We start from the raw sequence: 23,694 nt of genomic DNA on the forward strand, positions 1-23,694 counted from the left end.
GAATCACCGATTCTGGTTTTGGGACGGCTTCGCCGTCCAACGGGTGCAAGCCCCCTCGCCACAGGGTAGCAGGGCACAGGACTTGAGTTAACAACGCAATATCGCCCCAGGACTGGGGACTACAACTCTAAAAACGCCAAAAAAGCGAGAGTCATGAACATGGACGTACAGATCAAGCCGATGTCGGTCGGCACGCTATTGCTCTTGATTTCATCAGTACCAGGCCCAGCCCAGGCGCTTTACCTGGAAACCGGCAAACCCGGCGACCCCGCCAGTTGGCGCTCGACCGAGTTCCAGCGCGATTGGGGCCTGGCGCGCATGCAGGCCGATCAAGCCTATGCCGCCGGCATCACCGGCAAGGGCGTGAAAATCGGCGCGCTGGATTCCGGTTTCGATTCCAGCCATCCCGAATTTGCCGCCGACCGTTATCACGCAGTGACCGCCAGCGGCAGCTATGTCGACGGCTCAGCGTTCAACGTCGACGGCACGCTCAACACCAACAACGACTCTCACGGTACCCACGTCACCGGCACCATGGGCGCTTCCCGGGATGGCACCGGCATGCACGGCGTGGCATACAACGCGCAAATCTACGTCGGCAACACCAACAAGAACGACAGTTTCCTGTTCGGCCCCAACCCCGACCCGCGCTACTTCACCGCGGTCTATAACGCCTTGGCGGATGCCGGTGTCCGTGCGATCAACAACAGCTGGGGCAGCCAGCCGCCGGACGTCAGCTACCGAACCCTCGACGACCTGCACTCCGCCTACGCCCAGCACTGGAACAAAGGCACCTGGCTCGACGCCGCCGCCGATGTTTCGCGCCGTGGCGTGATCAATGTGTTCAGCGCCGGCAACAGCGGTTACCCGAATGCCAGCGTCCGTTCGGCCTTGCCGTATTTTCAGCCGGACCTGGAAGGCCACTGGCTGGCAGTGTCGGGGCTGAATCAAAGCAACCAGCAGAAATACAACCAGTGCGGGATCGCCAAGTATTGGTGCATCACCACGCCGGGCGCGAAGATCGACAGCACCATTCCCGGCGGCGGTTACGCGATCAAGTCCGGCACCTCCATGGCCGCGCCGCATGCCACCGGGGCACTGGCGCTGGTGATGGAACGCTATCCGTATATGAACAATCAGCAAGCGCTTGAGGTGCTGCTGACCACCGCGACCCAGCTCGACGGTTCGGTCACCGAGGCACCGAGCACGCGCATCGGTTGGGGCGTGGCCAACCTTGAGCGGGCGATGCGCGGGCCGGGGCAATTGCTCGGGGCGTTCAACGCCAATCTGGGGGCCGGGCAAAGCGATGTCTGGAGCAATGACATTTCGGACAGGGCGCTGATTCAGCGTCAGGCCGAAGACGCCGCCGAACACAGCGCCTGGCAACAGACGTTGAAGGACAAGGGCTGGGAGAATGGTATCCCGGCCGGTGCCAGTCAGCAGGATCAGACCGATTATGCAGTGGGCACAGCTCGCGACTCCGCCGCCGCCAACCGAGTCTACGAAGGCAGCCTGATCAAGTCCGGTGCGGGGCGGTTGATGCTCACTGGCGACAACACTTATCGCGGCCCGACCACGGTCAACGGCGGGTTGCTGGCGGTGAACGGCTCGCTGACGTCGGCGGTCACCGTCAATGACAGTGGCACTCTCGGCGGTAACGGACGAATCGCTGCCTTGACCGCCAATCCCGGTGGCACCGTGGCACCCGGTAATTCCATAGGTACGTTGCAAGTCAGCGGCGATGTGACATTTGCGCCGGGTTCGACTTATGCCGTCGAACTGTCACCCACCAGCAGCGACCAGATTATTGCGGGCGGTACGGCCACGATCAGCGGCGCCACCGTGAGCCTGTCCCTGGAAAACAGCCCGACCTTGCTCAGCACCCAACAAGTGAAAAGCCTGCTGGGCAATCAGTACAACATCCTGCAAGCGGCGGGCGGCATTCAGGGCCAGTTCGGCGCGGTGTTGCCCAACTACCTGTTCATCGGCGGCAGCCTTGATTACGCCGCGATCGGCATTCAGCTGAGCGTGGAGCGTAACGCCACAACCTTCGCCAGCGTCGGGCAAACGCCGAATCAGCGTTCTGTCGCCGCCGCAGTGGAAGGGCTTGGTGCGGGTAACGCAGTCTACGAAAGCCTGCTGCTGTCGCCGACCGCCAGTTCAGCGCAACAGGCCTTCCAGCAGCTGTCGGGGGAAATCTACCCGGCGCTGGGCTCTGTGCTGATCAATGACAGTCGTTATCTGCGCGATGCAGTGGGTGAGCGTCTCAACGAAGCCAACGGTTCCCGAAACAATGGCTGGATCAAAGCGTTGGGCGCCTGGGGCAAGACCGACGACAGTCACGACACCGCTGGCTACACCACCTCGATTGGCGGTTTGCTGGCGGGTGTCGATGGTGCGGTGGATGACCAAACCCGTGTAGGCCTGGTCGCCGGTTATAGCGACAGCTCGGTCAGCATGGGCTCTGGAACTCATTCATCAGCGCAGGTCGACAGTTATCACCTGGGCGCCTATGCCGGCCACGAAATGGGCGCCTGGCGCCTGAGTGCCGGCGGCGCCTACAGCTGGCATCGGGCCGACGTCAAACGTGACCTGCAATACGGTGACGTCAGCGCCAAACAGAACGCCAAGGTCGATGCCGGGACCACTCAGGTGTTCGGCGAAGCGGCCTATCGCTTGAACCTGCAAGCAATGGCCTTGGAGCCATTCGCCAACCTCGCTTACGCGCATCTCGACACCGAGGGCTTCACCGAAAAAGGTGACGCCGCCGCGCTAAAAAGCAGCGGCGACCGGAGTGATGCAGTACTCAGCACCCTGGGCGTACGCGCATTGAAAACCCTGAGGCTGTCTGGCCAGCAACAACTGGACCTGAGCGGCAGCCTCGGCTGGCAGCACAACTTGAGCAATATCGATTCCGAGGAGCACCTGGCGTTTGCCGGCGGTGGCACTCCGTTCGTGGTGGAAAGCTCGCCGCTGGTTCGCGATGCGGCGCTGGTGGGCGCCCATGCCAGCCTGGCCTTGAGCCGGGATGTTCGGCTGAACCTCGATTACACCGGCCAACTGGCCAGCCGCGAGAAAAGCCACGGCGTCGGGCTGAGTCTCAATTGGCAGTTTTAACGCGGTAAGCGCTGGTTGTGGCAGAAGGCTTGGCGCAATCCATGTGAGAGCGGGCTTGCCCGCGATGAGGGAGTGTCAGTCGACATTAATGTTGCCTGGCACACCGCCTTCGCGGGTAAGCCCGCTCCCACAGGTTCCGCGCCTTGACTGACAGGAATTGGGCAGGCCTTGAGGCACAAGGATTTTGGCAACATAACTAAGGATGGTCGCTGGATGAGAGCTGAAAACAACAATTCGCCCGCTCGGTCGGGCAGCACGTTTACTAGTTTAAAAACCCTCAATCGCGCCTTGCTCTGCGCATTGGCCACCCTGGGCACCGCACACGCGGCGCCCTATGTGGAAAATGGCAGGACAGGCAATCCCGATAGCTGGCGCAGCACGGAGTTCAACGCCGACTGGGGCCTGGGAGCGATCAATGCTCAGGAGGCCTACGCCGCCGGTTACACCGGCAAAGGTGTGAAGCTGGGGATTTTCGACCAACCGGTTTACGCCTTGCACCCGGAATTTTCCGGGGCCAATAAGGTGATCACGCTGGTCACCAGCGGCATCCGCGAATACACCGACCCGTACATTCCGGTCAAAGCCGGGGACGCCTTTCTGTATGACGGTTCACCCTCGGTGGGCTCCAACGGCAAACTCGGTGCCCACGGCACTCACGTTGGCGGGATCGCCGCAGGCAGTCGCGATGGCGGGCCGATGCACGGCGTCGCCTTTGGCGCGCAGATCATCAGCGCCGACAACGGCGACCCGGGTCCTGAAGACGGGATCATTCGCGGCAACGACGGCGCGGTGTACAAGGCCGGTTGGGATGCCCTGATCGCCAGCGGCGCGCGGATCATCAATAACAGTTGGGGCATCGGCATCACCGACCGCTTCGATCTGGGTGGTCGGGACCCGGCGTACCCGCACTTCACCGTGCAGGACGCGCAATTGCAGTTCAACGAGATCCAGACCTTGCTGGGGACCAAACCCGGCGGTGCCTACGACGGCGCCATCGCGGCGGCCCGCAGTGGCATCGTGACGATCTTCGCCGCCGGTAATGACTACAACCTCAACAACCCGGATGCCATTGCCGGCCTCGGTTACTTCGTCCCGGAGATCGCGCCGAACTGGATGACCGTCGCCGCGTTGCAGAGGAACCCGGACACCAGCAGTCCCGACCCTTACAACATCAGCACCTTCTCGTCGCGCTGCGGCTATACCGCGAGCTTCTGCGTGTCGGCACCGGGCAGCCGGATCTACAGCTCGATCATCAGCGGCACCAATGCCGATGACCTGACCACCGGCTACGCCAATTACAACGGCACCTCCATGGCGGCGCCGCATGTCGCAGGCTCAGTGGCGGTGTTGATGGAACGCTTCCCGTACATGACCGGCGCGCAAGTCGCCAGTGTGTTGCGCACCACCGCCACCGACCTCGGCGCACCCGGTGTCGACTCGCTGTACGGCTGGGGCATGATCAACCTGCGCAAAGGCATCGATGGCCCGGCGATGTTCGTGACCGAGCAGGACATTCCCGAGGAATTCCGCATCGAAGGCGCCTACGGTTCCAGCCAGTTTGTCGCGGACTTGCCGGGTATCGGCGCGATCATCGACGCTGGCAAACCCACCGAGCGTGTGTGCAATGACGTGCACTGCGGGCTCGACGTGTGGCGCAACGACATTTCCGGCCATGGCGGCCTGACCAAGCAGGGCATCGGCACACTGGTGCTGACCGGCGCCAACACCTACGCCGGCCCGACCCTGGTCAATCAGGGCCGATTGGCGATCAATGGTTCGCTGCTGTCGGCCGTCACCGTCAATGACAGCGGGATCCTCGGCGGTAACGGCAGCATCGCGGCGCTGACCGCGAAAAGCGGCGGTACCGTGGCGCCCGGCAACTCCATCGGTACCTTGCAGGTGGCGGGCGACGTGACCTTCGAGCCTGGTTCGACCTACGCCGTAGAGCTGTCGCCCACCAGCAGCGACCAGATCATTGCCGGCGGCAAGGCGATCATCGAGGGCGCAACCGTCAGCCTGTCCCTGGAAAACAGTCCGACGCTGCTGACCACCAGCGAAGCGAAAACCCTGCTCGGCAATCAGTACAACATCCTGCAAGCGGCCGGCGGAATCGAAGGCCGCTTCGGTGCGGTGGTGCCGGACTACCTGTTCCTCGGCGGCACCCTCGACTACTCGGCCAGCGGCATTCAACTGGCTGTGGTGCGCAACGCGACGTCCTTCACCAGCGCTGGCCAAACCCCGAACCAACGCGCCGTGGCCGCTGCCGCCGAGCAGTTGGGCGCAGGCAATCCACTCTACGAAACCCTGCTGCTGTCGCCGACCGCCGCTGTCGCGCAACAAGCGTTCCAGCAACTGTCCGGTGAGATTCATCCGGCAATCGGCACGCTGCTGATCAACGACAGCCGTTACCTGCGCGATGCAGTCGGCGAGCGTCTGCGCGAGCACGATCTGTTCAACGCCGGGGCACCCACCGATGACCGCAGCAACGCCTGGCTCAAAGTGCTCGGCGCCTGGGGCAAGAGCGATGGCGGACATGACAACGCCAGTTCCAACAGCTCCATCGGCGGGCTGCTGGCTGGTGTCGATGGCTTGATCACTGAAGATACACGATTGGGTTTCGTCACCGGTTATAGCGACAGCTCGTTGAGCATGGGCGATGGCACGCATTCGTCGGCATCGGTCGACAGCTACCACTTGGGTGCGTACCTGGGCCATGAAATCGACGCGCTGCGCCTGAGCGTCGGTGGCGCTTACAGCTGGCATCGCATCGACGTCAAACGTGACCTGCAATTTAACGGCGTCAGCGGCAAGCAGAAATCCAAACGCGATGCGACCTCCGCGCAACTGTTCACCGAAGCGGCGTATCGCCTGGACCTGCAACCGATCGCTCTGGAGCCATTCGTTAACTTGGCTTACGTGCACCTGAATACTGAAAGCTTCAGCGAAAAAGGTGATGCCGCCGCACTCAAGGGCGGTGAAAACAACCGCGACGTGGTGCTTTCGACCCTTGGCCTGCGGGCGAGCAAAGCCATTGCGCTGTCGGACCAGCAACAGCTGGAACTGTCCGGCACGCTCGGCTGGCAGCACAACCTGAGCAACACCCGTTCCGAAGACCACCTGGCCTTCGTCAACGGCAATACCGCGTTCAGCGTGCAAAGCGTGTCCATGGACCGCGATGCCGCGGTAGTCGGTGCCCGTGCCGGATTGGCGCTGGGCCGCGATACCCGTTTGAACCTGGATTACAACGGGCTGCTCGGCTCCCGGGAAAAAGACCACGGTGTGGGCCTGACCCTGGACTGGCAGTTCTGATCTGACGCTAAGGAAGCAAGAACATGGGACTGTTTGATTACAAAAATGCCGGCACTGAGGCCGGCAAGGCGCTGTACTCCGACGCGATCGCGCTGACGCTCTACGCGTACACACCGACCGGCCAGCCACTGCCGGCGACTGCTTGGGCACCGATTGGCGCGGCAGCGTTGGGCTATCAGGGCAAGGTCGGGACCCAAGGCACCTTCTATGGCGAGAAGGACGGCTTCACCAGCGCCGAAGCCGAAGTGCTCGGTAAATACGACGGGGCAGGGAAGTTGATCGGCATCGGTATCGCCTTCCGTGGCACCGGTGGCCTGGGCTACAGCGACACCTTCGGCGACATGAAAAACAACCTGCTGGCCGCGGTCGGCCCGGTGGATTACGCGACGAACTACGCAAAAAACGCCTTCGATACCTTGCTGAAAAGCGTCGCCGCATTTGCCATCGCCCACGGCCTGAGTGCCAAGGATGTGCTGGTCAGCGGGCATAGCCTCGGCGGGTTGGGGGTCAACAGCCTGGCGGAGTTGAGCGGCAATAACTGGGGCGGTTTTTTCAAGGACGCCAACTACATTGCTTTCGCCTCACCGACTCAAAGCGCTACCGGCAACAACGTGCTGAACATCGGTTATGAGAACGACCCGGTGTTTCGAGTGCTCGACGGCACCACCTTCAGCAGTGGCTCGCTGGGCAAGCACGACGGTCATCAGGATTCGGCGACCAACAACATCGTCAACTTCAATGACCAATACGCCTCCACTGCGCAGAACCTGGTGCCGTTCAGCATCCTCAACCCGCTGAACTGGTCGGCCCACGGTTCGTTGGGTTATGCCGACGGCTTGAACCGGGTGATCGACTCGCGCTTCTACGACCTTACCGACAAGGACTCGACGCTGATCGTGTCCAACCTGTCGGAATCGTCCCGAGGCACGACTTGGGTCGAAGACCTGGGCCGCAGCGGCGAGTCGCATACCGGCGGCACTTTCATCATCGGCACCGACAGCAATGACTTGCTCAAGGGCGGCGCGGGCAATGACTTCATCGAAGGCCGTGACGGTAACGACCGGTTCCGCGATGACGGTGGCTACAACTTGCTGCTGGGGGGCAAGGGCAGCAACACCTTCGAGCTACAGAAGCCGTTGCAGAATTTCAGCGTTGCCAATGACGGCGACGGCACGCTGTATGTGCGCGACGCTTACGGCGGCATCAGCATGACCCACGACATCGGTGCGCTGGTGAGCAAGGAGTCGGGTGCGTGGTGGGGCAGCAAGGACGTCACCTACAACGTCACCGCCAATGGTTTGCTCAATGGCAGCGAACTGACCCACTACAACCATTCGCTCAATGGCGATGCCTACAGCAATACGCTGGTGGCCAGCGTCGACGGTGACTGGCTGTTCGGCAACGCCGGCGACGATCTGCTGCGCAGCGACAAAAGCCACGTGACCTTCGTCGGTGGCGCGGGCAACGACGTGATGCATGCCTCGGGCGGCGGCAATACCTTCCTGTTCAGCGGCGCCTTCGGCTTCGACGCGATCAATGGCTATCAGGGCAGCGACAAACTGGTGTTCATGGGCGTCCAGGGCGCGGGGCAGGGTTATGACTACACCCAGCACGCGTCACAGGCCGGCAACGACACTGTGCTCAAGATTGGCGATTACGCCGTAACGCTGGTGGGCGTGGGTCTGGATAATCTCTCGGCTTCGGGAATTACGTTTGCGTAAAAGCTGCATGCACTAAAGGCTCCGGGGCGCCTCGTCAGTGAGGCGTCCTGGTTGTGAGCTATCTCTGACAATTCCAACAAAGAGAGAGAGGCAATACCAATGGGTGTGTATGACTACAAAAACTTCGGTACAGCAGACTCCAAGGCGTTGTTCAGCGACGCCATGGCGATCACGCTGTATTCCTATCACAACCTCGACAACGGTTTCGCCACCGGTTACCAGCAAAACGGCTTCGGCCTGGGCTTGCCCGCAACACTGGTCACCGCGCTGATCGGCGGCACCGATTCCCAGGGCGTCATCCCCGGCATTCCCTGGAACCCCGATTCGGAAAAGGCCGCACTCGACGCCGTGCAAAAAGCCGGTTGGACGCCAATCACCGCCGCGCAATTGGGCTATGACGGCAAGACCGACGCTCGCGGAACCTTCTTCGGCGAGAAGGCCGGTTACACCAGCGCCCAAGTGGAGATCCTCGGCAAGTACGACGCCCAGGGCCATCTCACCGAAATCGGCATCGCTTTTCGCGGCACCAGCGGCCCGCGAGAAATTCAGATCGGCGACTCCATCGGTGATGTGATCAACGATTTGCTGGCGGCCTTGGGTCCCAAGGATTATGCGAAAAACTACGTAGGCGAAGCTTTCGGCAATCTGCTCGGTGACGTTGCAGCATTTGCTCAGGCCAATGGGTTGTCGGGCAAGGACGTGCTGGTCAGCGGCCACAGCCTCGGCGGGTTGGCGGTTAATAGCCTGGCGGACTTGAGCAGCGAAAAATGGTCCGGGTTCTACCAGGATTCCAACTACATTGCCTACGCCTCGCCGACCCAAAGCAGCACCGACAAAGTGCTGAACATCGGTTATGAAAACGATCCGGTGTTCCGCGCCCTCGATGGCTCCTCGTTCAACCTGTCCTCGGTGGGCGTGCACGATGCCGCCAAGGATTCGACGACTGACAACATCGTCAGCTTCAACGACCACTATGCCTCGACGGCGTGGAACGTGCTGCCGTATTCCATTCTCAACATTCCTACCTGGATTTCGCACTTGCCCACCGGTTACGGCGACGGCATGACCCGGGTGCTGGAGTCGCAGTTCTACGATCTGACCAGCAAAGATTCGACCATCATCGTCGCCAATCTCTCGGACCCGGCGCGCAGCAACACCTGGGTCCAGGACTTGAACCGCAACGCCGAAACCCACAAAGGCAGCACCTTCATCATCGGCAGCGACGGCAATGACCTGATCCAGGGCGGCAAGGGCAACGACTACCTGGAAGGCCGCGACGGTAACGACACCTTCCGCGATGGCGGTGGCTACAACATTCTGTTGGGCGGCAAGGGCAGCAATGTGCTGGACCTGCAGCAGTCGGTGAAGAACTTTGTCTTCGCCAATGACGGTGCCGGCAACCTGTACGTGCGCGATGCCAATGGCGGCATCAGCATCACCCGCGACATCGGCAGCATCGTGACCAAGGAACCGGGTTTTCTCTGGGGGGTGTTCAAGGATGACGTGACCCACAGCGTCACCGCCAATGGCCTCGCAACCGGCAGCAACCTGACCCAGTATGCCTCAAGCGTGAAGGGCACGACCGGCGCCGACACCCTCAACGCGCACGCGACCGGCGACTGGTTGTTTGGCCTCGATGGCAACGACCATTTGATTGGCAGCACCGGCAACGACGTGTTTGTCGGCGGGGCAGGTAATGACCTGATGGAGTCGGGCGGCGGAGTCGATACGTTCCTGTTCAGCGGCGCGTTTGGCCAGGACCGGGTGGTGGGTTATCAAGCCAACGACAAACTGGTATTCCTCGGGGTTCAGGGCGTTGCGCCGAACGACGACTACCGGGCCCATGCCACGGCGGTGGGGCAGGATACGCTGCTGACGTTTGGCAGCGATTCGGTGACCCTGGTGGGTGTCGGGCTGGACGGTTTGTCCGGTAGCGGGATTGTGATCGCCTGAGGGTAGCAGGGCGCCTGTCAGGGCCCTATCACGGGCAAGCCCGCGATGAACGATAACGCGGTAACCCTGGCTGCCTACGTGACTCACCGTTCACTCCCGGACTCCAATACCTGCACCAACAGGAACTGGCACTAAACCATCAGCCCATTCACGCGTTATCCCTATGACGCCGGTGCTGCATGCCGCCATTGAGTACAGGAGATTTTGCAACGTGAGTAACAGCAAGAGGTACACCTTCGGTCTGGCGCTGGCCTTGTTATCGGCAACCGCCGCCGCAGAACTGCCTCAGAGCTCGATTCTGACCCGTTACGGGGTCACCTCCGATCAACTGCCCAAACCGGCTGAGATCGAAGCCACCAAACCCGCCAAACCCATCGAAGAAAAAAGCCGCTTCCAGATCCAGCCAGAACAGCCCTGGGTGACATTGCGCCTGGGTGACGGCAAACAACCGGAGAAGACCGGCAATATCAGCATCGATCGTTCGATGCAGCAGGAACTGGAGCGCTGCCAGCGGACGCAGGAACGACTGATCCGGCGCGGGGGGCAACACATCTCCTGCGATAACAGCATTCCCGGAACTCACTGAGCATCAACGGGGGGCTTTGAGAACAATGCTGTTCACTTAAGAGCGTCTTGAGTCAGAGAAACCTGTGGCGAGGGAGCTTGCTCCCGCTTGAGTGCGTAGCACTCACAAAAATCGGCAATGGTTGTCAGATTTTTGGGGCTGCTACGCAACCCAACGCGAGCAAGCTCGCTCGCCACAAAGAGCGCGAGATCAGTCTTCCTTGCGAACCGTGGCCACGTCATCGGCCCGGACTTTCACCTTCGCCCCGGAAATATCTTCGAATTCAAAGAAGCCGTCCTTGGTGTTGGTGTTCGGCATGTCCTTGGTCAAATACTGGGTGCCGTTCTGCAGGGTCACGACCGTTGGCGTCGAGCAACCGGCCAGGGCCAAAAAGGCCGCTGCTGCCAGGGGCAAACCCAGAGTCTTGATATTCATACACACCTCTCATCACTGAATAAAAACAGCGCGAACGCCTCGCTTGAGGTCAATCGTCGCTGTGCCTCTAACGCGGTTGGTGCGATGGAATGGCAGAAAGTTCGATGGTCACCCGAAAAATGCCGGATAGCGTCGCCACTGATCCTTTTCCGTTTGCACCGGGTGGGGCATAGCTGGTATCTGTACGCATAACCAGTACTCGTTTGCCATGGCCCTGTTGACCCGTGATTGAAAATCCTCTCGATGATCCGTTCTATTACTTGAACAACTTCATGCAAGTGCTTGATTGGCTTGAACATCGTTATGCCGATGTATTGAGCGTCGAGGAGCAGGATTTCATCCGCGACTTCAATCGACTGCCCCGCGAGTCCCAGGCCTTGCTGGTCAGACTGGTGATGCGCAAGGGCGTGCATTTCAGGGCCGGTAAATTGAGTTACGCCGAGATCGGCGACATCGACAACGCTGCGACGCCATTGCTGGCATCGGGCTGGATCGATGAGCAGTCACCGTTGCACATCGAGGATTTGTTCGAGGTGTTGCTCAAGGCCGAGATTCTTCAATGCTTTGGCAGCGCCATCGATCAGCCCAAAGGTAAAAAGACCGATTGGCTGCCGCCCCTGAGCGAGCAGTTTCCCGAAGCACAAAGTTTTGCCCAGTGGTGTCCGGCCCTGAATGACCGGTTGTTCAGCCTGACCGTCATGGGCCTGTGCGACCGGCTGCGGCTGATGTTCTTCGGCAATCTTTACCAGGACTGGTCGGAGTTCGTGCTGGCCGACCTGGGCATCTTCACCTATGAAAAAGTCGAGTTCTGCGCCGAGTCCCGAGGCTTGCGCAGTCGCGAGGACGTCGATGCCTGTCTGTTTCTGCACAGCTGTCAGCAGCATTTCGAGGCCGGTGAAGACGTGGCGACGATTGTCGAGCAGATCAACGGACTGGAACTCGACAATCCCTGGCTGCAAAAACGTCGGGGCAAGCTGCTGTTCCAGATCGGTCAGCATTGCGAGCGCATCGCGGATTTTTCCGCCGCCCTGAGCCTTTACCGCGAATGCGCCTACCCCGGCGCGCGTTTGCGGTTGATTCGGGTGTTGGAACGTTGTGCTGAATATCAACTGGCGATGGACCTGGCCACTCACGCCGAGCAAGCCCCTGAAAGCGCCGCCGAGCATCAGCATCTATCGCGTGTGCTGCCCAGACTGCGGCGCAAATTGGGTGGGCCGCCGATCAAGCGGCCAACTCCGCGGGCCATGCAACGCCTGGACCTGCAACTGCCCAGGCACGATCCGGCGTTATCGGTGGAGTCTTACGTTCAAGCACATCTGGCGGAGGAGTCGGCGCCGGTGCATTACGTCGAGAACAGCCTGATCAACTCGCTGTTCGGGCTGCTGTGCTGGCCGGCGATCTTCGCGCCGTTGCCGGGGGCGTTTTTTCACCCGTTCCAGCGCGGGCCGGTGGACCTGCTCAACGAAGACTTTCATGCACGGCGCGCGGATCTGTTCCAGGCCTGCCTCGCCGAACTCGATGACGGGCGTTATGTGCAAACTGTCCGCGAGCGTTACAGCGCCAAGTGGGGTGTGCAGTCACCGTTCGTCTTTTGGGGCGTGCTGAGCGAGGAACTGCTGGAGCAGGCACTCGACTGTCTGCCCGCCGAACACCTCAAGCACTGGTTCAATCGACTGCTGCTCGACATCAAGGCCAACCGCGCCGGCATGCCGGACCTGATTCAGTTTTGGCCGCAAGACAAAACCTACCGGATGATCGAAGTCAAAGGCCCCGGCGATCGGTTGCAAGACAATCAATTGCGCTGGCTGGAATTCTGTCACGAGCACCAGATGCCGATCGCCGTGTGCTACGTGCAATGGGCGGAGCAGGGCGCGTGAGTTACAGCATGGCGGTGCGGGCGCTGTGTGAATTCACCGCCAAGGTCGGCGACCTCGACCTGCGCTTCACCCCGTCACCGACTGCGCTGGAAGGCATCGTCGGGCATCGCACCGTGGCGTCACGGCGCAGCGAGGGGTACCAGAGTGAGGTCGCGCTTGAGGGCCAGTATCGAACCTTGACCGTGAAAGGCCGGGCGGATGGCTACGATCCGGCGCAAAATTGCCTCGAAGAAGTCAAAACCTACCGTGGCGACCTGAGCAAGCAACCGGCCAACCATCGGCAACTGCACTGGGCGCAGGCGAAGATCTATGGCGGGTTGATGTGCCAGAAACTGCAGTTGGAGCAGATTAATCTGGCGCTGGTGTACTTCGACATTGTCAGCGAAAAGGAAACCTGCCTGGTCGAGGCCTTCAGCGCCGCCGAATTGCAGCTGTTCTTCGAGCACCATTGCGGGTTGTTTCTGCACTGGGCCGAGCAGGAAATGGCCCATCGCGAAGGGCGTAATCTGGCAGCGCAACGGTTGGCATTTCCCCATGCCGATTTTCGTCCCGGGCAACGGCATCTGGCCGAGTCGGTATTCAAAGCTGTCAGCACCGGTCGCTGCCTGATGGCCCAGGCGCCGACCGGTATCGGCAAGACCGTTGGCACACTGTTCCCAATGCTCAAGGCCCTGGCGCCGCAGCAACTGGACAAGGTGTTTTTCCTCACGGCGAAAACTCCCGGGCGCAAATTGGCGCTGGACGCCGCTCAGATCATCCTCGACAGCGCCGATGCTCCACCGTTGCGAGTCCTTGAGATGATCGCCCGGGACAAGGCTTGCGAGCACCCGGACAAGGCCTGCCATGGCGAGTCGTGCCCGTTGGCCCAGGGTTTTTATGATCGTTTGCCGGCCGCGCGTCAGGCCGCCAGCCAATTGAGCCTGTTGAACCAGAGCGCCTTGCGCGAGGTTGCCCTGCAGCATGACATTTGCCCCTACTACCTGAGCCAGGAAATGGCCCGCTGGGCGGACGTGGTGGTCGCCGACTACAACTATTATTTCGACTTCAGTGCGCTGCTGTTCGGGCTGGCCCAGGCCAACAACTGGAGAGTGGCGGTGCTGGTGGACGAGGCTCACAACCTTGTAGAGCGTGGCCGGCAGATGTACAGCGCCAGCCTCGATCAGGCGACGTTGAACAGCGTGCGTAACACCGCGCCTGAGCCACTGAAGAGATCCTTGCAGCGGGTCAATCGTGAATGGAATGCCCTGCATGATCAGCAACTGAGCCCCTATCAAGCCTACGACAAAGCCCCGGAAAAACTGCTTCAGGCGCTGTCCTTATGCTGCGCGAGTATTGGCGACTATCTGAACGATCACCCTCAGGGCCTGGACAGCGGGTTGCAGAGTTTTTACTTCGACATGCTGCAATTCGGCCGCGTGGCTGAACTGTTCGATGAGCACTTCCTGTTCGACATCAGCAAACGTGACCTCGAGCGCAAGCGCAACCTGTCGCAACTGTGCCTGCGCAACGTGGTGCCGGCCGCTTTCATTCGCCCGCGCCTGACTGCTGCGCGTAGCACCGTGCTGTTTTCCGCCACCCTGAGTCCTCGGCATTACTACGCCGATTTGCTGGGAACACCGGCGAATACAGTCTGGATTGATGTGGAGTCGCCATTCAGCGCCGAACAGCTGCAAGTGCATATCGTCAGCCAGATTTCGACCCGCTATGTCCATCGTCAGGCATCCCTTGAACCCATCGTCGAGCTGATCGCCAAACAGTTCACCCAACGCCCCGGTAACTATTTGGCGTTTTTCAGCAGTTTCGATTATTTGCAGCAAGTGGCCCAGTTGCTGGCCGAGCGGCATCCGCACATCACGCTATGGTCGCAGTCCCGGGGAATGGGGGAAGGGCCGCGTCAGGCGTTTCTCGATCAATTCACCGTCCATAGTCAGGGCGTAGGGTTTGCGGTGCTGGGTGGCGCATTCGGCGAAGGCATCGATTTACCCGGCGCGCGGTTGATTGGTGCATTCATTGCCACCCTGGGGCTGGCACAACTGAATCCGGTCAACGAGCAGATGAAACAGCGCATGGCGGCGATTTTCGGCGCCGGTTATGACTACACCTACCTGTTTCCCGGGGTGCAGAAAGTGGTGCAGGCGGCGGGGCGGGTGATCCGCACTCAGCAGGATCAAGGGGTAGTGATGCTGATCGATGACCGGTTTGGCGAGAGCAAGGTCAAGCAACTGCTGCCGCGCTGGTGGTCGATGAAGTCAGCACTTTTTTAGCCCGTCGAGTAATGCCCCAAAAGGTCGCAGCCTGCGGCAGACCAACGTATTGGTTTTTTTGAATTTCCGAACGTGCGGTTTGTCGCATACTCCAGAAGAACAACAATAAGGACAGGGATCCATGAGCGATGACCGGACCAGGATCAATGCCATCGAGGAGATGCGCTTCCGTCTGCTGATCGATGCTGTGATCGACTACGCGATCTACATGATCGACCCCGACGGCATCATCACCAGTTGGAACGCTGGCGCCAAGCGTTTCAAAGGGTATGAGGAAGCGGAGATTCTTGGTCAGCATTTCTCGCGTTTTTATACCGAAGAGGACCGCAAGGCCGGTCTACCCCAGCGCGCCCTTGATACCGCCATTCGTGAAGGACGTTTCGAGGGCGAAGGCTGGCGGGTTCGCAAGGACGGCACGCATTTTTGGTCCCACGTCATCGTAGATCCCATTTTCAGTCCGTCGGGCAAATTGCTGGGTTTTGCCAAGATCACCCGGGATTTGACCGATCGAAAAATGGCCGAAGAAACCCTCAAACAAAGTGAGCAGCAATTTCGGCTGTTGGTGCAAAGCGTCACCGACTACGCCATCTACATGCTCGCCCCGGATGGACGTGTGACCAACTGGAACCTGGGGGCTCAGCGAATCAAGGGTTACCAGCCTGAAGAAATCATCGGCCAACACTTCTCGCTGTTTTATACCCCTGAAGACCGCGAAGCCGGTGAACCGCAGCGGGCGCTGGACATTGCGATTCGCGAGGGTCGATTCGAAAACAAGGCCTGGCGCGTGCGCAAGGACGGTACGCGGTTTCTGGCACATGTCGTGGTCGACCCGATCAGGGGCGACACTGGCAAGTTGCTGGGATTTGCCAAGATCACTCGGGATATTACCGAAGCGACACAAGCCCAACAGGTCCTTGAGAAAACCCGCGAAGCGTTGTTTCAGGCGCAGAAAATGCAGGCCATCGGTCAACTCAGCGGGGGGATTGCCCACGACTTCAATAATCTGCTGACCGTTATCCTCGGCAATCTGGAAATCGTTCGTAAACGTGCGGCAGACGACCCGAGAATTACCCGTTTGCTCGACAACGCCACACAAGGCGCCTTGCGTGGCGTTTCCCTGACCCAGCGTATGCTGGCGTTTGCCAGGCGTCAGGAACTCAAGACCGAACCTGTCGAGATACCGACGCTGATACAGGGGATTACCGGTCTGTTGCGCAGCTCTCTGGGGCCTGCGGTGAGTATAGAAACCCGCTTTGCGCCCGAACTCGAACCGGTCATGGCCGACGTCAATCAGCTCGAACTGGCGATGCTGAATCTGGCGACCAACGCCCGCGATGCCATGCCCGACGGCGGGAAACTCGTCATTAGCGCCCAGACAGAAGAGGTCTGCGATCAGGCGAAGTTATCCCTGCCGCCAGGCCGCTATGTCTGCCTGAGTGTCACGGATACGGGGGAGGGCATGGATAACGCTACCCTGGCCTCGGCAATGGACCCCTTCTTCACCACAAAAGGCGTCGGTAAAGGCACTGGCCTGGGGTTGTCGATGGTTCATGGGTTTACTGAACAACTGGGTGGGCGTTTCATTTTGAAAAGCCAGAAGGATGTCGGCACCACTGCCGAACTCTGGTTACCCGTTGCACTAACCAGCTCGACCACCGAACCCGCTATCGAGGAGACGGCCATGTCGCGGGTGCCTCGTCTGTGTGTGCTGGTTGTGGATGACGACAGCCTGGTGTTGACCAGTACCAGCCTGTTGCTTGAGGACCTGGGCCATCGGGTGATCGGTGCCGCGTCCGGTGCACAGGCACTGGAGCTGTTCGACAGTGAGCACGCAATTGACCTGGTCATTACGGACATGGTCATGCCCAAGATGAGTGGCGCACAACTGGCGCAGGCTATCCGGGCCATGAAACCACACCTGCCGATCATCCTGGCCACCGGTTACGCCGAGCGCCTGGAAGGCTTCGCGTCCAGACTTCCGCGCCTGTCCAAGCCTTTTACCCAACTTAATCTGGTGGAGGTCATTGCTCTGGCGATGAAATGACAGTCTGCGCGTAACCCACACTGCCCCACATTTGAAGGGCGTACACCCTGTAGGAGCTGCCGAAGGCTGCGATCTTTTGATCTTGAAAAGCAAAGTCAAAAGATCGCAGCCTTCGGCAGCTCCTACATCTGATCCTTGTTGCCCGCAGGAATCAGCGGTTACGCAAACTACGCTCCATCCGCGCGATCCCTTCCTCCAGCAGCGCCCGCGGGCAACCGAAGTTCAGGCGCACGAACTGCTGGGCGTTGTCGCCGAAATCCAGCCCTGCGCTCAGCCCGACCTTGGCCTGTTCGAGGAAGAATTGCTGCGGGTTATCCAGCCCCAACGCCGTGCAGTCAAGCCACGCCAGGTAAGTGCCCTGAGGAATGTTCATGGTCACACCCGGCAACCGCGTGCGAACCGCTTCCACCAGATAATCCCGATTGCTTTGCAGATAGGCCATGAGCTCAGTCAACCACGGGCCGCCTTCGCCGTAGGCGACGCGGGTGGCTTCCAGGCCCAGCGGGTTGACGCTGTCGACCATGCCGCAGCGGGCGTTGTTGACCCGATGACGCAGCGCCGCGTCTTGAATGATCATGAACGCCGTCTTCAAGCCGGCGATGTTGTAAGCCTTGCTTGCCGACATCAGGGTGATGGTGCGCTGGGCGATCTGCGGGCTGAGCGAGGCGGTCGGAATGTGTACGCGCCCGTCGAAGCACAGCTCGGAGTGGATCTCGTCGGAGATGATCCAGGCGTCCTGCTCCAGGCAAATGTCGGCGACCGCTTGCAGCTCTTCACGCGGGAAGACTTTGCCCAGCGGGTTATGCGGATTGCTCAGCAGCAACGCGCCGCCCCCTTGCAGCGCCTGGCGCAAGGTGTTGAGTGGCGTCGCATACGTACCATCGGCCAACGCGTCGAAATCCAGTTCGACCTTGTTCAACTGCCAGTGGGCCGGTGCATGGCGCAACGGCGGGTAGTTTGGTGTCTGCACGACCACGTTTTGCTGTGGCTGAACCAGCGCATGCAGGGCCATGTTGAAACCCGATTCGATTCCCGGCAAGAAGACCAGCTCCTGGGGTTGCACACGCCAGGCGTACTTGCTCCACAGGTCGGCGACGATGGCGTCACGCAAGTCATCCTGAGCCACGCTGTAACCGAGCATCGGGTGTTCCAGGCGTTTTTGCAGCGCCTGAATGATCGCTGGCGGCGCGGCAAAGTCCATGTCGGCCACCCACATCGGCAACACGTCGGCCGGGTAGCGGCTCCATTTGGTACTGCCGGTGCCATGGCGGTCGAACACCTGATCAAAATCGAAAGTCATGCTCAGTCTCATAAAAGGCAGGGGGTTAATCCGGCGGTCATGATAAGCGCCAACCTTGATCGCTGGCGAATTGCGCAACAGAGCATGACTGGCAAGCCGCCGACGGTCGGTTTTCAGACGGCGAACGGCAACATTGTCTAAAGTTCTAAGTGGCGGTAGATAGGTTACCGCCACCGTGATCGTCCAGAAAAACCCGGCCAGCGCACAATGCCAGGCAGTTAAGCAAAACCCTTGTGGGAATGGACTGTGGTGAGGGGGCTTGCCCCCGTTGGGTTGCGAAGCGACCCCGGCTTTTTAAAGTCAAACCGCATGTAATGGGTTTACGACTGCTTCGCAGCCGAACGGGGGCAAGCCCCCTCGCCACACAAGCCTCGCTCCCACAGGTTCCGTGACTTGACTGACTGGCCGGCCAACGCACCGGGTTTCCACCTGATCAGGAGTGCACGATGGACCTCAACCGTCGTCAGTTCTTCAAGGTCGCTGGTCTCGGCCTTGCGGGCTCAAGCCTCGGCGCGCTGGGCATGGCCCCGACGCCCGCTTTCGCCGAACAAGTGCGTCATTTCAAGCTCGCCCATACCCATGAAACCCGCAACACCTGCCCGTACTGCTCGGTCGGTTGCGGCTTGATCATGTATAGCCAGGGCGACAACGCGAAGAATGTCGCCCAGAGCATCATCCACATCGAAGGCGATGCCGACCACCCCGTCAATCGTGGCACCCTCTGCCCCAAAGGCGCGGGCCTGCTCGATTTCATTCACAGCCCCAGCCGTCTCCAGTACCCGCAGGTGCGCAAGCCCGGCACCACGGAGTGGACGCGAATCTCCTGGGATGAAGCGCTGGATCGCATCGCCGACCTGATGAAGGCCGACCGCGACGCCCACTTCATCGAGAAGAACGTCCAGGGGCAAACGGTGAATCGCTGGTTGACCACCGGTTTCCTCGCGGCGTCGGCATCGTCCAACGAAGCGGGGTACATCACCCACAAGGTGATTCGCAGTCTCGGCATGCTGGGGTTTGATAACCAGGCACGTGTCTGACATGGCCCGACGGTGGCAAGTCTTGCCCCGACGTATGGCCGTGGTGCCATGACCAACCACTGGACCGATATCGCTAACGCGAATCTGGTTCTGGTGATGGGTGGCAATGCCGCCGAAGCGCACCCTTGCGGTTTCAAATGGGTGACCGAAGCCAAAGCCCACAACAAGGCGCGGCTGATTGTGGTCGACCCGCGTTTTACCCGTACGGCCTCGGTGGCCGACTATTACGCGCCGATCCGCACCGGCACCGACATTGCCTTCATGGGCGGGCTGATCAATTACCTGCTGACCGAAGACAAGATCCAGCACGAATACGTACGCGCCTATACGGACGTGTCATTCATCGTCAAGGCCAACTACGGCTTCGAGGACGGGTTGTTCAGCGGTTACGACGCGAGCAAACGCACTTACACCGACAAATCCGGCTGGGGCTACGAAATAGGCGAGGACGGTTTCGCCAAAGTCGACCCGACCTTGCAAGACCCACGCTGCGTCTACCAATTAATGAAGCAGCATTACAGCCGCTACACCCTGGAGCTGGCCAGTCAGGTCTGCGGCATGCCCGTGGACGCGATGAAGAAAATCTGGGAGGAGATCGCCACCTGCTCGCAACCGGGCAAAACCATGACGATTCTCTACGCGCTGGGCTGGACCCAGCATTCGACTGGCTCCCAGATGATCCGCAGCGCGGCCATGGTGCAACTGCTGCTGGGCAACGTCGGCATGCCGGGCGGGGGCGTCAATGCCCTGCGCGGGCACTCCAACATCCAGGGCCTGACCGACCTGGGCTTGCTGTCCAACCTGCTACCCGGTTACCTGACCTTGCCGGCCGAAGCCGAACAGGATTACAACGCCTACATCGCCAAGCGCGCGCTCAAGCCGCTGCGTCCGGGGCAGATGTCCTACTGGCAGAACTACGGCAAGTTTCACGTCAGCCTGATGAAAGCCTGGTACGGCGCCAATGCCACTGCCGAGAATAACTGGGGCTACGAGTGGCTGCCCAAGCTGGACATTCCCGGCTACGACATCCTGAAAATGTTCGACATGATGGGCAAGGGCGAGGTCAATGGCTACCTGTGCCAGGGCTTCAACCCGATCGCCGCCTTGCCGGACAAGAACCGGGTGATGAAGGCGCTGGCCAAACTCAAATGGCTGGTGGTGATGGACCCATTGGCCACCGAAACCTCGGAGTTCTGGCGCAACGTAGGGCCTTACAACGATGTGCAAACGGCCGAGATCCAGACCGAAGTCATCCGCCTGCCCACCACCTGTTTCGCCGAAGAGAACGGTTCGCTGGTCAACAGCGGTCGCTGGCTGCAATGGCACTGGAAGGGTGCCGATGGCCCGGGGCAGGCGCGCACCGACGTGAAAATCATGGCCGAGCTGTTCTTGCGCCTGCGCAAGCGTTACCAGGCCAACGGCGGTGCCTGGGCCGAGCCGATCCTGAAGCTCGACTGGCCCTACAAGATCCCCGATGACCCAACGCCGGAAGAGCTGGCCCGGGAATTCAACGGCTACGCCATCGCCGACGTCACTGACGCCTCGGGCGCGGTGGTCAAGGCCGGTCAGCAACTGTCCGGCTTCGGCCAACTCAAGGACGATGGCAGCACGGCGTCCGGGTGCTGGATCTTCTGCGGTAGCTGGACCGAGCAGGGCAACAACATGGCCCGGCGTGACAACAGCGATCCTTTCGGCATGAAGCAGAACCTGGGCTGGGCCTGGGCCTGGCCTATGAACCGACGGATTCTCTACAACCGTGCTTCGTGCGACCCTCAAGGCAAACCGTGGGATGCGAACAAACGGCTGGTGTGGTGGAACGGCAAGGTCTGGACCGGCACCGACGTGCCTGACTACAAGGCCGATGTGCCGCCGGAAGCCGGGATGAACCCGTTCATCATGAACCCCGAAGGCGTGGCGCGTTTCTTCGCCCTCGACAAGATGAACGAAGGGCCATTCCCGGAACACTATGAGCCGTTCGAGACGCCCATCGGCATCAACCCGATGCACCCCAACAACAAGCAGGCGACCAGCAACCCGGCCGGGCGGATCTTCGATTCAGTCTGGGACACCCTCGGGCAGGCCAAGGACTTCCCGTATGCGGCGACCAGCTACCGGCTGACCGAACACTTCCACTTCTGGACCAAGCATTGCCCGATCAACGCCGTGACCCAGCCTGAACAGTTCGTCGAAATCGGCGAAGTGCTGGCCAAGGAGAAGGGCATTGCTGCCGGTGACCGGGTGCGGGTCAGCTCCAAGCGCGGGCATATCGAAGCGGTGGCGGTGGTGACCAAGCGGATTCGTCCGCTGCAGGTCAACAATCAGGTGGTGCACCAGATCGGTATCCCGTTGCACTGGGGTTTCACCGGCGCCACTCGTCACGGTTACCTGACCAACACCCTGGTGCCGTTCCTCGGCGATGGCAACACACAGACCCCGGAATCCAAGTCATTCCTGGTCAACGTGGAGAAAATCTAAATGGCCAGCCAAGACATCATCGCCCGCTCGGCCACCACCACCGTGCCGCCCTCGGTGCGCACGCAAGAGGAAGTGGCCAAGCTGATCGACACCACCAAGTGCATCGGCTGCAAGGCCTGCCAGGTCGCCTGCTCGGAATGGAACGAGCTGCGCGACGATGTTGGTCACAACCTCGGCACTTACGACAACCCTCAAGACCTCAGCGCAGACACCTGGACCTTGATGCGCTTCACCGAGCATGAAACCGACGCCGGTAACCTCGAATGGCTGATTCGCAAGGACGGCTGCATGCACTGCGCCGAGCCCGGCTGCCTGGCGGCGTGCCCGAGCCCCGGCGCGATCATCAAGCACGCCAACGGCATCGTCGACTTCGATCAGGACCATTGCATCGGCTGCGGGTATTGCATCACCGGTTGCCCGTTCAACATTCCGCGCATCTCGCAAAAGGACCACAAGGCTTATAAATGCACACTGTGCTCGGACCGGGTGGCGGTGGGGCTGGAGCCGGCCTGCGTGAAAACCTGCCCGACCGGCGCCATCGTTTTCGGCAGCAAGGAAGACATGAAAGAACACGCCGCCGAACGGATCGTCGACCTCAAGAGTCGCGGTTTCGAAAACGCCGGGTTGTATGACCCCGCAGGCGTCGGCGGCACTCACGTCATGTATGTGCTGCACCATGCCGACACGCCGAGGTTGTATGCCGGGTTGCCGGATCACCCAGCGATCAGTCCGTTGGTGGACCTGTGGAAAGGCCTGAGCAAACCCCTGGCGTTGCTGGCCATGGGCGCGGCGGTGCTGGCCGGATTCTTCCATTACGTGCGCGTTGGGCCGCAGTTGGTCGAGGAGGACGAACATCCCGTCATCGTCGACCCGGCGGTGCATGAGTTCGATCCATCGGTGCACACCTTTGATCCGACGAAACCCGGCGGGGAGGACAGGCCATGAACGACAAAACGATCCTGCGCTACACCTCCAACCAGCGCACCAATCACTGGCTGGTGGCGATTGTGTTTCTCATGGCTGCGCTGTCGGGGCTGGCGTTGTTCCATCCGGGGTTGTTCTGGCTCAGCAACCTGTTTGGCGGCGGTTCGTGGACGCGCATTCTGCATCCGTACATGGGCGTGGCGATGTTTGTGCTGTTCCTCGGCCTGGTGTTCAGTTTCGGGCGGGCGAATTACTTCAGCGCTAACGACCGGTTGTGGCTCAGACGCGTCGGGACTGTCATGCGTAACGAGGAGGAGGGCGTGCCGCCGATCGGCAAATACAACCCGGGGCAGAAGCTACTCTTTTGGGTGTTGCTGATCTGCATGCTGGTGCTGTTGTTCAGCGGGCTGGTGATCTGGCGTGCCTGGTTCAGCGCGTACTTCGGCATCACCGGTATTCGCTGGGCGATGCTGCTGCATGCGCTGGCGGGGTTCATCCTGGTGCTGAGCATCATCGTTCACGTTTATGCCGGTATCTGGATTCGCGGCTCGGTCCACGCCATGGTGCGTGGCAGGGTCAGCCGCGCCTGGGCGAGAAAACACCATGAGCTCTGGTACCGGGAAGTGACCCAAGACGAGACGCCCGAGCGACCGATCAGCAAAAAAGGATGACC

General features: G+C 60.5%; 13 protein-coding genes. 11 read left to right on the plus strand and 2 right to left on the minus strand.

Annotated features, from left to right (window positions below):
- Positions 1 to 159: 159 nt before the first annotated feature.
- The 5 genes from eprS to ACZ3HH_RS26180 all read left to right on the plus strand — a co-directional run bounded on the left by eprS (position 160) and on the right by ACZ3HH_RS26180 (position 10,686).
- Positions 160 to 3,117, plus strand: coding sequence for an autotransporter serine peptidase EprS (gene eprS / locus ACZ3HH_RS26160; RefSeq protein WP_465809096.1), 2,958 nt, complete (start codon positions 160 to 162; stop codon positions 3,115 to 3,117).
- Positions 3,118 to 3,330: 213 nt separating this feature from the next.
- Entirely contained in the window at positions 3,331 to 6,426 is a 3,096-nt protein-coding gene (locus ACZ3HH_RS26165) for an autotransporter domain-containing protein (RefSeq protein ID WP_465808988.1), read from the plus strand.
- 23 nt (positions 6,427 to 6,449) lie between these two features.
- The gene (locus tag ACZ3HH_RS26170) at positions 6,450 to 8,147 is read left to right on the plus strand and encodes a polyurethane esterase (protein WP_465808990.1); all 1,698 of its coding nucleotides are present in this window, start codon (positions 6,450 to 6,452) and stop codon (positions 8,145 to 8,147) included.
- Between the two features lie 99 nt (positions 8,148 to 8,246).
- Complete coding sequence (locus ACZ3HH_RS26175) at positions 8,247 to 10,100, plus strand: polyurethane esterase (RefSeq protein ID WP_465808992.1); 1,854 nt, start codon at positions 8,247 to 8,249, stop codon at positions 10,098 to 10,100.
- Between the two features lie 211 nt (positions 10,101 to 10,311).
- A complete protein-coding gene (locus tag ACZ3HH_RS26180) occupies positions 10,312 to 10,686 on the plus strand; it encodes a hypothetical protein (RefSeq protein WP_465808994.1) in 375 nt (124 codons plus the stop codon).
- Between the two features lie 189 nt (positions 10,687 to 10,875).
- On the opposite strand, the gene ACZ3HH_RS26185 is transcribed toward ACZ3HH_RS26180, so the two are convergent.
- The gene (locus ACZ3HH_RS26185; RefSeq protein ID WP_465808996.1) at positions 10,876 to 11,100 is read right to left on the minus strand and encodes a YgdI/YgdR family lipoprotein; all 225 of its coding nucleotides are present in this window, start codon (positions 11,098 to 11,100) and stop codon (positions 10,876 to 10,878) included.
- A gap of 224 nt (positions 11,101 to 11,324) precedes the next feature.
- Here ACZ3HH_RS26185 and ACZ3HH_RS26190 point away from each other — a divergent pair, with 224 nt between their 5' ends.
- The 3 genes from ACZ3HH_RS26190 (at position 11,325) to ACZ3HH_RS26200 (ending at position 17,285) form a co-directional block, all read left to right on the plus strand.
- Positions 11,325 to 12,977 (plus strand): VRR-NUC domain-containing protein, encoded by a 1,653-nt coding sequence (locus tag ACZ3HH_RS26190; RefSeq protein WP_465808998.1) that lies wholly within the window; start codon positions 11,325 to 11,327, stop codon positions 12,975 to 12,977.
- Positions 12,974 to 15,241: an ATP-dependent DNA helicase gene (locus ACZ3HH_RS26195; protein WP_465809000.1), complete on the plus strand. Its 2,268-nt coding sequence runs from the start codon at positions 12,974 to 12,976 to the stop codon at positions 15,239 to 15,241. Before ACZ3HH_RS26190 ends, ACZ3HH_RS26195 begins: the two co-directional genes overlap by 4 nt.
- 121 nt (positions 15,242 to 15,362) lie before the next feature.
- Positions 15,363 to 17,285: a hybrid sensor histidine kinase/response regulator gene (locus tag ACZ3HH_RS26200; RefSeq protein ID WP_465809002.1), complete on the plus strand. Its 1,923-nt coding sequence runs from the start codon at positions 15,363 to 15,365 to the stop codon at positions 17,283 to 17,285.
- A 151-nt stretch (positions 17,286 to 17,436) separates the two neighbouring features.
- Here the strand turns inward: ACZ3HH_RS26200 and ACZ3HH_RS26205 are convergent, their stop codons facing one another.
- Positions 17,437 to 18,585 carry a MalY/PatB family protein gene (locus ACZ3HH_RS26205; RefSeq protein ID WP_465809005.1) on the minus strand — a complete coding sequence of 383 codons (1,149 nt, stop codon included), beginning with the start codon at positions 18,583 to 18,585 and terminating at the stop codon, positions 17,437 to 17,439.
- A 446-nt stretch (positions 18,586 to 19,031) separates the two neighbouring features.
- On the opposite strand from ACZ3HH_RS26205, the gene fdnG reads away from it, so the two are divergent.
- The 3 genes from fdnG to ACZ3HH_RS26220 are packed head-to-tail and all read left to right on the plus strand — an operon-like array spanning position 19,032 to position 23,692.
- Positions 19,032 to 22,097, plus strand: a complete 3,066-nt coding sequence (gene fdnG / locus ACZ3HH_RS26210) for a formate dehydrogenase-N subunit alpha (protein ID WP_465809007.1) — start codon at positions 19,032 to 19,034, stop codon at positions 22,095 to 22,097.
- Positions 22,098 to 23,042 carry a formate dehydrogenase subunit beta gene (gene fdxH, locus ACZ3HH_RS26215; protein ID WP_050683370.1) on the plus strand — a complete coding sequence of 315 codons (945 nt, stop codon included), beginning with the start codon at positions 22,098 to 22,100 and terminating at the stop codon, positions 23,040 to 23,042.
- Positions 23,039 to 23,692: a formate dehydrogenase subunit gamma gene (locus ACZ3HH_RS26220; protein ID WP_465809009.1), complete on the plus strand. Its 654-nt coding sequence runs from the start codon at positions 23,039 to 23,041 to the stop codon at positions 23,690 to 23,692. Before fdxH ends, ACZ3HH_RS26220 begins: the two co-directional genes overlap by 4 nt.
- Positions 23,693 to 23,694 lie beyond the last annotated feature (2 nt).

The sequence above is a fragment of the Pseudomonas sp. PME37.24/025 genome (genome assembly GCF_055556615.1).